This is a genomic window from Helicobacter pylori (assembly GCF_003637665.1).
Taxonomy (GTDB): Bacteria; Campylobacterota; Campylobacteria; order Campylobacterales; family Helicobacteraceae; genus Helicobacter; species Helicobacter pylori_CK.
Genome location: NZ_MVWR01000001.1, coordinates 309,855 through 324,633, shown reverse-complemented (window position 1 = coordinate 324,633; position 14,779 = coordinate 309,855). Strand labels below are relative to the sequence as shown.

Sequence of the window (14,779 nt, the reverse complement as noted above, 5' to 3'; positions counted from 1 at the left end):
CTTTAACAAAAAGTGGTCTTTATAGGAAATATACCCCCGTATAAAAAACACACCCCTGTATAGGCGTTTTATAATGTCCTCACTACGCCCCCTTTTTACAGCTGTTTTGTAAACAAATAAAACAAGATATTCCCCCCCCCCCCGAAAATGATCAAAACCATCAAAACCATCGATCGCTTGAAGAAATTCAAAAACGCGTCTTAAAAGAATTCAACCTTAAAGATACCGACACCCTAAAAAGCTCTAAAGACACCCCCACAAACTCCCTTTTAACTTCGTTTTGCTCTCACAAAAGGCTTTGCTTTATCCTAAAATACGGTATCAGTTTCTTAAAAGAAAAATCAGAGCTTAAAAAACACATTTGGCGATATGCGCAGATGTTTGCGAGCTTGAACGTTTTAAAAGAATTGCAAAAGCATTATGAAACGAACCCCAAAGACCCTCTAAAAGGCATCATCTGGCACACGCAAGGCAGCGGTAAAACCGCCTTAACCTACCATTTAACCAAACTCATCAGAGACTTTTTTAGCCCGCTAAACAAAAAGACTAAATTTTATTTTATTGTGGACAGGTTGGATTTATTAGAACAAGCCAAAAACGAGTTTTTAAAAAGAGGCCTTTGTGTGCATGAGGCAGAAAATAAAGAGGATTTGAGCCAAAAATTAAAAAACGCTAGCGTGTTTGAAGGCCCTCAAGGGAATGATGAAATCATCGTTGTGAATATCCAAAAATTCAAATCCCCTAATGAAGAAAAAGCCCCCAATGAAGACCTCTCTAGCGCTCCTAAAGAAATTGTTTCTAAAACAGAATTACAAGAAGCGACAAAAGATAACCATGATTTACAAAGGGTGTTTATCATAGATGAAGCCCACAGGAGCTATGACCCTAAAGGTTGTTTTTACGCTAATTTGATAGAATGCGACAAAACAGCGGTAAAAATCGCCCTCACAGGCACGCCCCTATTAGAAAACAACGTGCAAGATAAAGCCACTAAAAACACTTTTGGCAACTACTTGCACACCTATTCTTATGCAGAATCCATTAAAGACAGACACACCCTAAAACTCCAATTAGAAATCATTGAAAAGAGTTATAAAGAAAAATTACAAGAAATCTATCGCCTTTTACAAGAAAGCATCACTATTGAAGACATAGAGGTTAAAAAAGAAAGGATTTTTAATCATGAAAGATACATTAAAGAAATGCTCTATTATATCATCAGAGATTTATTGAATTTCAGGCGTGTAAATAATGATGAAAATTTAAAGGCTATGGTGGTTTGTTTTTCAAGTGCCCAAGCCAAGTTAGCTAATTTATTTTTTAATGAAGTCCAAGAAAAAGTCCGGCAAGAAAACCCTAACTTAAACATTTTAAACAAACTCCAATCCAGTCTGATTTTGCATGACGAACAAGAAGTCAAAGAAAAGATTTATTCTTTTAAGCATGGGGATACTGATATAGTCTTTGTGTTTAACATGCTTTTAACCGGCTTTGATTTACCCAGTCTCAAACGCCTTTATATCCACAGAGAATTAAAAGATCACAATTTACTCCAAGCCCTAGCCAGAGTGAATCGCCCCTATAACAACATGTCTTTTGGCTATCTTATAGATTTTGTAGGGATTCAAGAGAATTTTGACAAAACGACTGATGATTACTTGAAAGAATTAAACCAATTCAATCAAAGCAATGCCAATAGCGATTCTAATCTCAAAGACATGTTTGCGGATCGTAAGATTTTAGAAGAAGACATTAAAAACGCCTATGACGATCTTTTTGATTACCCCATTGATGATATAGAGGCCATGACTAGCGCCATTGTTGGTATGAGCACAATGAACGAGCTTTTAAAAGTTTCGCGCGCCATTAACACGCTCAAAGAGCGCTACAATTTAATCCGCACTTCTAATGATGAAAAAATCCTTTCACTAAAAGAAAAAATGGATATTGAAAAGATCCATAAAATCTCTTCAATGCTTCATCAAAAAGCCAAACACCTCCATGCGTTAAAAAACATCAATGAGCCTAAAAACCCAAACGATTTAATTATTTTAGAAGATCTCATCGCTCTTTTAGACTTTAAAATAGAGTTTAAAGAAAGCAAAGAATTACGCTTTAAAGAACAAGAAGAGATTAGCGCCAAACAAGAGCAAGTTAAAGAGATTTTAGAAAAAATCCAAGATCCAAAAGATAAAGAACTCCAAAAGATTTCTAAAGACTTTTTAAAACTATTCCAAACGCCCGTAACGAGCCAAAATTTTGAAGAAATTTCTCATTCCTTGAGCGCGTTTGTTTCACAACTCAAACAACACAAAGAACAAACCACCCACTTATTAAACAAATACGATAATGATTTATCTTATGCGAGCGCGCATAAGCACCTTGTGGAGCGTCTTATGGAGCAAAACCTTTCTAACCCAACAGGAATTTTCACGCTTTTAAGCGCGCTCAAAAAAGCTCTTGATGAGCGTATTTCTAAGCGTCAAGAAATCTTAGAGGACAAAGATTATCTAGAAAATGCCATAAAAGCAGAATTAAGGGAAGCTTTCAAAAAAAACCCCTCCTTAAAAGATTTAGAAAAAGAAACAGAACTTATCGCTCAAACCCTTTCTAACAATCTCACGCAAAACCACCATCAAGGAAATTCACATGCCCAATAACGCTTTATTGCAAATCAAACAAGACACCCTAAGCCTCATTGACGATTTAAAAGTCATTTTCACGAATTTTGGTTTAAGGAACGACGGCAACGAATACAAGATCATCACGCAATGCTTTTTGTATAAATTCTTATGCGATAAGTTTGAATTCCTTTTTGAACAAGAATTCCCCAACCAAAAAATACAAGATTACAAAGACTTTAAAAAAGAAGAAAAAGAAGATTTCTTTATTACATTAACCGATAAAAGACTCCCCAAACTCGCCTATGATGATCTTTTAAGCTATCTTTTTGAAAAACATTTTAACGATAACGATTTACACCTAAAGCTAGACGCTATTTTTAATCGTATTTCTAGCAATAATGCCGAGCTTTTTAACACCACAAGCACGGATAAAACCACTATCGCTTTATTTGAAAGCGTCTCACAATACATTAATGAAGAGTCTAAAAGGGCTAATTTTGCAAGAGCCTTACTGGACAAACTCAAAAAGTTTAATTTCAAACAGGCTTTTTTAAACCTAAAAAACCAACAAGGCTATGATTTTTTCGCCCCCATTTTTGAATACTTAATCAAAGATTACAATAACAACAGCGGAGGGACATACGCCGAATACTACACCCCTTTAAGCATCGCTAGCATCATTGCTAAGCTTTTAATTAATGAGCCGACTCAAAGCGTCAAAATCTATGACCCAAGTGCAGGCACAGGAACGCTTTTAATGGCATTAGCCCACCAAATAGGCACGGATTCTTGCACCCTTTATGCCCAAGACATTTCGCAAAAATCCTTAAGAATGCTCAAACTCAACTTGATTTTAAACGACTTGACCCACTCTTTAAAAAACGCCATTGAGGGAAACACTTTAACTAACCCCTACCATTCTAAAGAATGTCATGGGAAAATGGATTACATCGTGAGTAACCCCCCTTTCAAGCTGGATTTTTCCAACGAGCATGCCGAAATTTCGCAAAACAAAAACGATTTTTTCTTAGGCGTGCCTAATATCCCTAAAAACGATAAAAGCAAAATGCCCATTTACACGCTCTTTTTCCAGCATTGCTTGAACATGCTTAGCCATAAGGGTAAGGGGGCTATTATCGTGCCAACCGGATTCATCAGCGCTAAAAGCGGGGTAGAAAATAAGATTGTCAGGCATTTAGTAGATGAAAGGCTCGTTTATGGGGTGGTTTGCATGCCCAGTCAAGTTTTTGCCAACACCGGCACTAACGTGAGCATCATCTTTTTTCAAAAAACGCCAAGTGCAAAGGAAGTGATCTTGATTGACGCTTCCAAACTCGGCGAAGAATACACCGAAAACAAAAACAAAAAAACGCGCTTAAGAAAGAGCGATATTGATTTGATTTTAGAAACTTTTCAAAACAAAACCCAAAAAGCGGATTTTTGCGCTCTGGTTTCTTTTGATGAAATTACAGAAAAAAATTATTCTCTAAACCCCGGGCAGTATTTCACTATAGAAGACACGAGCGAGACAATCAGCCAAGCGAAGTTTGAAAACTTAATGCAGCAATATTCAAGCGAACTCACAAGCCTTTTTGATGAAAGCCAGAGCTTGCAACAAGAAATTTTAGAAACTTTAGGAAATCTTAATTATGACTAAACTTTTAGATTTAAAAAATAATTCAGTGATTGCTATCAATCAAAACAACCACACTAAAGAAGACAATTACAAAAAAGTTTGTTATTTAGATACTGACAACATTACAAATAATAGAATAAATGCTTTTCTAAAAATTGATTTAACAAAAGAAAAATTGCCTTCAAGAGCGAAACGAAAATGCTCTCTTAATAGCATTATTTATTCTAGTGTAAGACCTAACCAACGCCACTTTGGGATTATCAAAGAAATTCCAAAAAATTTTTTAGTTTCTACCGCTTTCATCATAATAGATATTATAGACTTAAAAAAATTAGACCCTGATTATTTGTATTACTATATTACGCAAGATAAAATCACTCATTACTTGCAACGCATTGCAGAATGTGGAACTTCTAGCTACCCCTCTATCACGCCCTTAGATTTTCTTAATATTAAAATCAAACTTTACCCACTAGAAACACAACAAAAAATAGCCCGCACGCTTTCTATTTTAGATCAAAAAATAGAGAACAACCACAAAATCAATGAGCGTTTACACAACCTCGCTCATAAAGTCTATGAATATTATTTCAAATACAAACCTAAAAATGCAAAGCTAGAACAAATCATTATTGAAAATCCTAAATCCAGTATTATGGTCAAAAACGCCCAAAAAACCCAAGATAAATACCCCTTTTTTACAAGCGGAGATAATACCCTATCCTATCCTAAAGCGATCATTGATGGCAGAAATTGCTTTTTAAATACTGGGGGTAATGCTGGTATTAAATTTTATGTAGGCAAAGCTTCTTATTCAACGGATACTTGGTGTATTTGCGCTAACGAATTTAGCGACTATTTATATTTACTGCTTTCAAGCATAAAAAACCATATCAATCAAAGCTTTTTTCAAGGAACTAGCCTTAAACACTTACAAAAAAATTTGCTTAAAAAATATCCCATTTACATGCCGTCCGTGCATGAAATTAAAAAATTTAATCAAATTATAATACCTCTACTCACGCTTATATCCATTAACACAAGAACTTCTAAAAAATTAGAACAAATCAGGGACTTCCTACTCCCCCTACTCCTAAAACAGCAAGTCAAACCTATCAAACCTAAATAAAAAATCTTATAGTAAAACTCATTTCCTTAAGGGGATAGGGGGTATTTTGCGATAATACCCCCTTAACCCCCTTAATAAACCCCCCTAACCCGAGAAGACCGCTTTTCAATAAGCTATCACTTGACTAGCGTCAAGCTCTTTTATATTTTTATTTTAAAAAATGCCTTTGAGCATTTTTTAGGTTTTTGTGTCTAACCTACAACAAATAAAAACCAGAAATAAGCAATAACTAAGAAAACTTATATTAGAATAGCCCTTTTTGATTGCGGAGTATGGCGCAGCCTGATTAGCGCGCACCCTTGGGGTGGGTGAGGTCGTGGGTTTGAATCCCGCTACTCCGACCATGACTTTTTAAAAAAGCTTCAATCATTATCGTTTCATTATATAATCACACTAAACAAAATCAATTTTTAAACATGATGATTGAAAGGATTTCTATTGAATCGTTTCTTTAACCGAGAGCTTTCATGGTTAGCTTTTAACACAAGGGTTTTGAACGAAGCCAAAGATGAGAGCTTGCCTTTATTAGAGCGCTTGAAATTTTTAGCCATTTATGACACGAATTTAGACGAATTTTACATGATAAGAGTGGCAGGGCTTAAACAACTCTATGAGCATAAAATCGCCTCTAAAGGCATTGATGGCGCAAGCCCTGAAGAGCAACTGGAAAAAATCAAGCATTATTTAGCGCATGAAATTGAAGAAAGGGAGTTGGAATTCCAAAAAATCCAAGCCCTACTCTTTAAAAAAGGGCTTTGTATCACCCCCTATAATGAATTGAATCTAGAGCAAAAAGCGAAGGCTAAAACCTATTTTAAAGAGCAGCTTTATGCGTTAGTCTTGCCTTTTAAGTTGGATTCTTCGCACACTTTCCCGCCTTTAGCGAATTTGACTTTCGCGCTTTTTGCCCGCATTAAAGACAAAGAAACCCAAATTACCTCCTATGCACTCATCAAACTCCCCTCTTTTATCTTCCGTTTTGTAGAGCTAGAAAAGGGCTTGTTCGTGCTAGCTGAAGAAATCGTAGAAGCGCATTTAGAAGAATTGTTTTTAGAGCATGAGATTTTAGATTGCATGGCGTTTAGGGTAACTTGCGATGCGGATATTGCTATCACTGAAGATGAAGCGCATGATTATGCGGATTTGATGAGTAAGAGTTTGAGGAAACGAAATCAAGGCGAAATCGTGCGCTTGCAAACCCAAAAAGGGAGTCAAGAGCTTTTAAAAACCCTTTTAGCGTCTTTAAGGAGTTTTCAAACCCACTCTTACAAAAAGCACAAACTCACCGGCATGCATATTTATAGAAGCATGATCATACTCAATTTAGGGGATTTGTGGGAATTGGTCAATCACAGCGATTTTAAAGCGCTCAAATCGCCCAATTTCACGCCCAAAATCCACCCTCATTTCAATGAAAACGATCTTTTCAAATCCATAGAAAAGCAAGATCTGTTGCTGTTTCATCCTTATGAAAGTTTTGAGCCTGTGATTGATTTAATAGAGCAAGCCGCTAGCGATCCAACCACCCTTTCTATCAAAATGACGCTTTATCGTGTGGGCAAGCATTCCCCCATTGTCAAAGCCTTAATTGAAGCGGCGAGCAAGATTCAAGTGAGCGTTTTAGTGGAATTAAAAGCGCGCTTTGATGAAGAAAGCAATCTGCATTGGGCAAAAGCTTTAGAAAGGGCGGGCGCGTTAGTCGTTTATGGCGTTTTCAAACTCAAAGTGCATGCTAAAATGCTCGTAATCACCAAAAAAACAGACAACCAATTACGCCATTTCACCCATTTAAGCACGGGCAATTACAACCCTTTGAGCGCTAAAGTCTATACCGATGTGAGTTTTTTTAGCGCTAAAAATGAAATCGCTAACGACATTATCAAGCTTTTCCATTCCTTGCTCACTAGCAGTGCGACTAATAGCGCATTAGAAACGCTTTTTATGGCGCCCAAACAGATCAAGCCTAAAATCATTGAATTAATCCAAAATGAAATGAATCACAAACAAGAAGGCTATATCATTTTAAAAGCCAACGCCCTAGTGGATAGCGAAATCATTGAATGGCTCTATCAAGCCTCTCAAAAAGGGGTTAAAATTGATCTCATTATTAGAGGGATTTGCTGTTTAAAGCCCCAAGTCAAGGGCTTGAGCGAAAATATCAGGGTGTATTCCATTGTGGGGAAATATTTAGAACATGCACGCATTTATTATTTTAAACATGAAAATATTTATTTTTCTAGCGCGGATTTAATGCCCAGGAATTTAGAAAGGCGCGTGGAATTGCTCATTCCCGCCACAAACCCAAAGATCGCTCATAAATTATTGCATATTTTAGAAATCCAATTAAAAGACACTTTAAAACGCTACGAGTTAAATTCTAAAGGCCGTTACGCTAAAGTTTCAAACCCTAACGATCCTTTAAATTCACAGGATTATTTTGAAAAACAAGCCCTTAAAACCTTTTAAAGGTTATCGTTCAAATCATAAAAGATAAGGATTTAAATGCTTTATTCGTTATTAAAAAAATATCTTTTTAGCCTGGACGCTGAAGACGCGCATGAAAAAGTTTGCAAGATTTTAAGAATGCTTTCTAGATCGCCCTTTTTGTGTAATTTAATCCATTCTCAATGGGGTTATAAAAACCCAAAGCTTGAAAATGACATTTTAGGCTTAAACTTCCCTAACCCCTTAGGTTTAGCCGCCGGTTTTGATAAAAACGCTTCCATGCTCAGGGCGTTAATTGCTTTTGGGTTTGGCTATTTAGAAGCAGGCACTCTCACCAATGAAGCGCAAGTGGGGAATGAAAGACCAAGGCTTTTCAGGCACATTGAAGAAGAATCCTTACAAAATGCGATGGGGTTTAATAATTACGGGGCGGTTTTGGGAGCGAGATCGTTTAAGCGCTTCGCCCCTTATAAAACCCCTATTGGCATCAATTTAGGCAAAAACAAACACATAGAGCAAGCGCATGCCCTAGAAGATTACAAGGCGGTTTTAAATCAATGTTTAAACATTGGCGATTATTACACTTTCAACCTTTCTTCGCCCAACACCCCTAATTTAAGGGATTTACAAAATAAAGCGTTTGTGAATGAGCTTTTTTGCATGGCTAAAGAAATGACCCATAAACCTTTATTTTTAAAAATCGCCCCAGATTTAGAAATAGATAGCATGCTAGAAATCGTCAATAGCGCTATTGAAGCAGGAGCGCATGGGATTATTGCGACTAATACGACCATTGATAAAAGCCTGGTGTTCGCTCCTAAAGAAATGGGGGGCTTGAGCGGGAAATGCTTGACTAAAAAAAGCCGTGAAATCTTTAAAGAATTGGCTAAAGCTTTTTTCAATAAAAGCGTTCTTGTTTCTGTGGGGGGGATTAGCGATGCCAAAGAAGCTTATGAAAGGATTAAAATGGGAGCGAGTCTGTTACAAATTTATAGCGCTTTTATTTACAACGGGCCAAATTTATGCCAAAATATTCTTAAAGATTTGGTAAAATTACTCCAAAAAGATGGATTTTTGAGCGTTAAAGAGGCTATAGGAGCGGATTTAAGATGAGATATTTTTCTGTTAAAAGACTTTTAGGGCTTAGTTCTGTCTTGTTAGTCACTTTAGGAGCGAGCATGCACGCACAATCTTACTTACCCAGACATGAGAGCGTTACCTTAAAAAACGGGTTGCAAGTCGTAAGCGTCCCCTTAGAAAATAAAACCGGGGTTATAGAAGTGGATGTGCTTTATAAAGTCGGCTCTAGAAACGAAGTCATGGGCAAGAGCGGGATCGCTCACATGTTAGAGCATTTGAATTTTAAAAGCACCAAAAACCTTAAAGCCGGCGAATTTGATAAAATCGTTAAGCGTTTTGGGGGCGTGAGTAACGCTTCTACGAGCTTTGATATCACGCGCTATTTCATTAAAACCAGTCAAGCCAACTTGGATAAGTCTTTAGAATTGTTCGCTGAAACCATGGGTTCTTTGAATTTAAAAGAAGATGAGTTTTTGCCTGAGCGTCAAGTGGTCGCTGAAGAAAGGCGATGGCGCACTGATAATTCCCCTATCGGCATGCTTTATTTCCGCTTTTTTAACACCGCTTATGTCTATCACCCCTACCATTGGACGCCCATTGGTTTTATGGATGATATTCAAAACTGGACTTTAAAAGACATTAAAAAATTCCATTCGCTCTATTATCAGCCTAAAAACGCTATTATTTTAGTGGTAGGCGATGTCAATTCCCAAAAGGTTTTTGAATTGAGTAAAAAGCATTTTGAATCCTTAAAAAACCTTGATGAAAAAGCTATCCCCACCCCTTACATGAAAGAGCCTAAGCAAGATGGAGCCAGAACGGCAGTCGTGCATAAAGATGGGGTCCATTTAGAATGGGTGGCCCTTGGGTATAAAGTGCCTGCTTTCAAGCATAAAGATCAAGTCGCTTTAGATGCGTTAAGCAGGCTTTTAGGCGAAGGTAAAAGCTCGTGGTTGCAAAGCGAATTAGTGGATAAAAAACGCCTGGCTTCTCAAGCTTTCTCGCACAACATGCAATTACAAGATGAAAGCGTGTTTTTATTCATTGCGGGGGGTAATCCTAATGTCAAAGCCGAAGCCTTACAAAAAGAAATCGTAGCGCTTTTAGAAAAGCTTAAAAAAGGCGAAATCACTCAAGCGGAGTTAGACAAGCTCAAAATCAATCAAAAAGCTGATTTTATTTCTAATTTAGAAAGTTCTAGCGATGTTGCGGGGCTTTTTGCGGACTATTTAGTGCAAAACGATATTCAAGGCTTGACGGATTATCAGCAACAATTTTTGGATTTAAAAGTGAGCGATTTGGTGCGTGTGGCTAATGAATATTTTAAAGACACCCAATCAACCACCGTGTTTTTGAAACCTTAAAAGAGCCTTATAACATGCAATTTCATTCATCTAGTGCGTTAATTACGCCTTTTAAAAAAGATTTGAGCGTTGATGAGGCCGCTTATGAAACTTTGATCAAGCGCCAAATTTTTCAGGGCATGGACGCATGCGTGCCTGTTGGCACGACAGGGGAATCCGCCACGCTCACCCACAAAGAGCACATGCGTTGCATTGAAATCGCCATAGAGACTTGCAAAAACACTAAAACGCCCTCCAATTCACGCATGAAAGTGTTAGCCGGCGTGGGCAGTAACGCCACGAGCGAGTCCCTTTCTTTGGCAAAGTTCGCTCAAAAAATCGGCGCAGATGCGATTTTATGCGTAAGTCCGTATTATAACCGCCCCACCCAACAAGGCTTGTTTGAACATTATAAAACTATCGCTCAATCGGTAGAAATCCCTGTCATGCTTTATGATGTGCCAAGCCGAACGGGCGTGTCTATTGAAGTTCCAACCGCTCTCAAGCTTTTTAGAGAAATCCCTAACATTAAAGCCATTAAAGAAGCGTCTGGCTCTTTGAAAAGAGTAACAGAATTGCACCATCATGAAAAAGATTTTCACATTTTTAGTGGGGAAGATTCGCTCAACCACTCTATCATGTTTTCAGGGGGTCAAGGCGTGATTTCAGTGACCGGTAATTTAATGCCCAATTTGATTTCACAAATGGTCAATTGCGCGCTCAAACATGAATACCAACAAGCCCTAGAAATCCAAGACAAGCTTTTTAATTTGCATCAAGCCCTTTTTGTAGAAACGAACCCTATCCCTATTAAAATGGCTATGCATTTAGCCGGCTTGATTGAAAACCCAAGCTACAGACTGCCTTTAGTGGCTCCAAGCAAGGAAACGATTAAACTTTTAGAAAAAACTTTACAACAATATGAGGTAATTGCATGAATGGTTCCAATCACATGAAACATAAAACCCTAGTGATTAGCGGCGCGACTAGAGGCATTGGCAAGGCGATATTGTATCGTTTCGCTCAAAGCGGCGTGAATATCGCTTTCACTTACAATAAAAATGTTGAAGAAGCCAACAAAATTATAGAAGATGTGGAGCAAAAATATTCCATTAAAGCCAAAGCCTACCCCCTTAATGTTTTAGAGCCTGAGCAATACACAGAGCTTTTCAAACAAATTGACGCGGATTTTGACAGAGTGGATTTTTTTATTTCTAACGCTATTATTTATGGGCGCTCTGTTGTGGGGGGATTTGCGCCTTTCATGCGATTAAAACCTAAGGGGTTAAACAACATTTACACAGCCACCGTGTTAGCGTTTGTGGTGGGGGCTCAAGAAGCGGCAAAACGCATGCAAAAAATAGGCGGTGGGGCGATCGTGAGCTTAAGCTCTACCGGGAATTTGGTCTATATGCCTAATTATGCTGGGCATGGCAATTCTAAAAACGCCGTAGAAACCATGGTCAAATACGCTGCCGTGGATTTAGGCGAATTTAACATTAGAGTGAATGCGGTTAGCGGCGGGCCTATTGATACGGACGCCTTGAAAGCTTTCCCTGATTATGTGGAGATTAAAGAAAAAGTAGAAGAGCAATCGCCCCTAAAACGCATGGGCAATCCTAACGATCTAGCCGGAGCGGCTTATTTTTTATGCGATGAAACCCAAAGCGGTTGGCTTACAGGGCAAACGATCGTTGTAGATGGCGGGACCACTTTTAAATAAAGATTTTTTTTGAAAAACATTATCCACATCCACCAAAACAAAGAGTTGCAATTCATTAAAAAATGCTTGTTGGGCTATTTTTTCGCCCCTTTGTGTGGGGCTATTCTTTTAGTGCTTTTTCTTGTTTCAAGCGGAACAAAATCGTTTCAAATTTCTAACCTCTTCAATAATCAATTGGCTTATATCGTGTTATTGTCTCTTTTTTTGTGCGCGATTGGGTTTATTGCCGGAGCGATTGGTTTTTACAGGCTTTCTAAAATCACGCGCCATCTGAGTTTTTTTGAAAATTTTGCTTTCAGTTTTTTGGCGGTGATTTTATGCGCTCTTTTAAGCTATCTTGTCCCTAACGCCAGTAACGCCCTTTCATTGATCGGTAATGGTGTTTCTATTTTTTATTTGCATAAACTCTATAGAGAGTTGAGCCTTTACACGCAAGAAAGATTTTTTTTAAGCGGTTTTAGGTTGTTGCTTTTTAGTTTCATGCTAGCTCTTTTAGGGATTTTAGTGCAAGCGTTAGTTATCATCTTTTTAACGACCGCTGTGATTTTAATGTGTGTGGCGCTTGGGTTTTTGGCGCGCGCGTTTTTGAATTTTTCACAAGTCTTTTTGAAAGCATGAAAGTTTTAAAACTCCTGCCTAATTTTTTGACGATTTTACGCATTGTCTTATCCTTATTTTTATTGTTTTTATTGTTAAACACGCGCACTTATTTCAGTTTTTTAACCCCCTTTCACATTAACATGATCTCTTCATTGGTTTTTTTATTTGCAGCGCTCACGGATTTATTGGACGGCTACATCGCTAGAAGCTATAAAGCCAAATCGCGCTTTGGGGAAATTTTTGACCCTTTAGCGGATAAAATCCTTATTTTGAGCGCGTTTTTAGGGTTAGTCCATTTGGATCGTGTGAATGCGTGGATCCCGTTTGTGATTTTAGGGCGCGAATTTTTTATTTCAGGGCTTAGGGTTTTAGCCGCTAATGAAAAAAAGGATATTCCTGTCAATGCGTTAGGCAAGTATAAAACCGTTTCTCAAGTCGTGGCGATTGGCGCTTTATTAGCCAATTTAACTTACTCCTATGCGCTTGTGGCTATAGCGGTTTTTTTAACCCTTTATTCGGGGATAGATTACACGATTAAATATTATAAATCTTAATGTTTTAAAATAATTTTTAGCGTTCTTTAAAAAAATACCTTAAAAATCCGCTCTCATCAAATATTGATAAACACCAACTTTAGCATTCTTTCGTTTTTTTAAAATTTTATTTTCAATATTCAATTAAAAAAAATCATTTTATTTTTGTTATAATTCAAGCTATTTTTATTTTCAATCTAAGGAGGTGTCGCATGGACAATCAAAAGATAACGCATCAAAATACCACGCAAAAACAAGGCGAGCTTAAAAGAGACATGAAAATGCGCCATCTCTTGATGATTGCCTTTGGAGGAGCGATTGGCACAGGGCTTTTTGTAGGCACTGGGGGTAATATTGCAAGCGCCGGCCCTTTAGGGACCTTGATCGCTTATTGTTTTGGAGGGCTTGTGGTTTATTGTATCATGCTCTCTTTAGGCGAATTGGCTAGCGTTTATCCCACTACGGGCAGTTTTGGGGATTATGCGGCTAAATTCATAGGCCCTGGCACGGGCTATATGGTTTTTTGGATGTATTGGCTTGGCTGGGTGATCACGGTTGCGCTAGAATACATCGCTATAGGCATGCTCATGCAACGCTGGTTTGCGGGTATTCCTATCCATTATTGGGTTATTTTATGCATTGCGTTAGTTTTTTTATTGAACTTTTTTTCGGTTAAAATTTTTGCCGAGGGCGAGTTTTTCTTTAGCCTGATTAAAGTTTTAGCGGTGATCGCTTTTATAGGCATTGGCGTAATTGGGATCCTCTATCAAATCTATTTGCATGGGTTTAGTTCTATTTTTGATAACTTCCATTTTGGCGATAAGGGGTTTTTCCCTAACGGGAGCGCGGCGGTTTTTTCTGCTATGCTCGCTGTCATTTTTGCTTTCACTGGCACAGAGGTGATTGGGGTGGCTGTAGGAGAGACTAAAAACGCTAGCGAAGTGATGCCTAAAGCGATTAAAGCGACTTTGTGGCGGATTGTCTTTTTCTTTTTAGGCTCGGTGTTTGTCATTTCTGTTTTTTTACCCATGAATGATTCTTCTATCGCGCAAAGCCCTTTTGTGAGCGTTTTAGAACGCATCAATTTGCCCTTTATTGGCATGGGTATCCCTTATGTGGCTGATATAATGAACGCTGTTATCATTACGGCGATGTTTTCTACCGCTAATTCAGGGCTTTATGGAGCGAGCCGCATGATTTATGGGCTGTCCAAACAAAAGATGTTTTTTAAAGTTTTTTCCCAACTCAACCGACAAGGCACGCCCACTTATGCGATGTTTTTTTCCCTTTCTTTTTCTCTCATAGGGCTTTTAGTCCAAATTTATGCGAAAGAAAATGTCGTGGAAGCTTTGATTAATGTGATCAGTTTCACGGTGATTATTGTGTGGGTTAGCGTGTCCATTTCGCAATATTCTTTCCGCAAGCAATACTTAAAAGCCGGGCATTCTTTAGAGGATTTGCCTTATAAAGCCCCCTTTCTGCCCTTTTTGCAACTCATAGGGATCACGGGGTGCATTATCGGCGTGATTGGTTCGGCTATGGATAAGGATCAACGCATTGGGATGATTTTAACGATTGTTTTTGCTGTTATTTGTTACATTGGATACTATTTTACACAAAAAGCTAATGAAAATAACAAAAAAGATTTGATATAATCTCTTTTTAA

Annotated in this window: 11 protein-coding genes, 1 tRNA gene and 1 pseudogene; all 13 read left to right on the top strand. The window is 38.0% G+C overall.

Features of this window, described 5'->3' with window-relative positions:
• Positions 1-125: 125 nt before the first annotated feature.
• Positions 126-204 (top strand): annotated as a pseudogene (locus EAL49_RS08575) (type I restriction endonuclease subunit R); the annotation flags it as partial.
• A gap of 173 nt (positions 205-377) precedes the next feature.
• Positions 378-2,660, top strand: coding sequence for a DEAD/DEAH box helicase family protein (locus tag EAL49_RS01610; protein ID WP_240461633.1), 2,283 nt, complete (start codon positions 378-380; stop codon positions 2,658-2,660).
• Positions 2,650-4,281: an N-6 DNA methylase gene (locus EAL49_RS01605; RefSeq protein ID WP_120828433.1), complete on the top strand. Its 1,632-nt coding sequence runs from the start codon at positions 2,650-2,652 to the stop codon at positions 4,279-4,281. The genes EAL49_RS01610 and EAL49_RS01605 overlap by 11 nt, the downstream gene beginning before the upstream one ends.
• Positions 4,274-5,389, top strand: coding sequence for a restriction endonuclease subunit S (locus EAL49_RS01600; protein ID WP_120828431.1), 1,116 nt, complete (start codon positions 4,274-4,276; stop codon positions 5,387-5,389). The genes EAL49_RS01605 and EAL49_RS01600 overlap by 8 nt, the downstream gene beginning before the upstream one ends.
• 266 nt (positions 5,390-5,655) lie before the next feature.
• A tRNA-Pro gene (locus tag EAL49_RS01595) sits at positions 5,656-5,733 on the top strand.
• A gap of 94 nt (positions 5,734-5,827) precedes the next feature.
• Positions 5,828-7,855 carry an RNA degradosome polyphosphate kinase gene (locus tag EAL49_RS01590; protein WP_120828429.1) on the top strand — a complete coding sequence of 676 codons (2,028 nt, stop codon included), beginning with the start codon at positions 5,828-5,830 and terminating at the stop codon, positions 7,853-7,855.
• Positions 7,856-7,891: 36 nt separating this feature from the next.
• Positions 7,892-8,947 (top strand): quinone-dependent dihydroorotate dehydrogenase, encoded by a 1,056-nt coding sequence (locus EAL49_RS01585; RefSeq protein ID WP_120828427.1) that lies wholly within the window; start codon positions 7,892-7,894, stop codon positions 8,945-8,947.
• A complete protein-coding gene (pqqE, locus tag EAL49_RS01580; RefSeq protein WP_120828426.1) occupies positions 8,944-10,278 on the top strand; it encodes a zinc protease PqqE in 1,335 nt (444 codons plus the stop codon). The genes EAL49_RS01585 and pqqE overlap by 4 nt, the downstream gene beginning before the upstream one ends.
• 14 nt (positions 10,279-10,292) lie before the next feature.
• Positions 10,293-11,195: a 4-hydroxy-tetrahydrodipicolinate synthase gene (dapA, locus tag EAL49_RS01575; RefSeq protein WP_120828424.1), complete on the top strand. Its 903-nt coding sequence runs from the start codon at positions 10,293-10,295 to the stop codon at positions 11,193-11,195.
• Positions 11,192-11,980: an enoyl-ACP reductase gene (locus EAL49_RS01570; protein WP_033612894.1), complete on the top strand. Its 789-nt coding sequence runs from the start codon at positions 11,192-11,194 to the stop codon at positions 11,978-11,980. Before dapA ends, EAL49_RS01570 begins: the two co-directional genes overlap by 4 nt.
• A gap of 9 nt (positions 11,981-11,989) precedes the next feature.
• Positions 11,990-12,598 (top strand): hypothetical protein, encoded by a 609-nt coding sequence (locus EAL49_RS01565; protein WP_120828422.1) that lies wholly within the window; start codon positions 11,990-11,992, stop codon positions 12,596-12,598.
• A complete protein-coding gene (gene pgsA, locus EAL49_RS01560) occupies positions 12,595-13,134 on the top strand; it encodes a CDP-diacylglycerol--glycerol-3-phosphate 3-phosphatidyltransferase (RefSeq protein ID WP_017180680.1) in 540 nt (179 codons plus the stop codon). Before EAL49_RS01565 ends, pgsA begins: the two co-directional genes overlap by 4 nt.
• 191 nt (positions 13,135-13,325) lie before the next feature.
• Positions 13,326-14,768 (top strand): amino acid permease, encoded by a 1,443-nt coding sequence (locus EAL49_RS01555; protein WP_162973068.1) that lies wholly within the window; start codon positions 13,326-13,328, stop codon positions 14,766-14,768.
• The last annotated feature ends 11 nt before the right edge of the window (positions 14,769-14,779 follow it).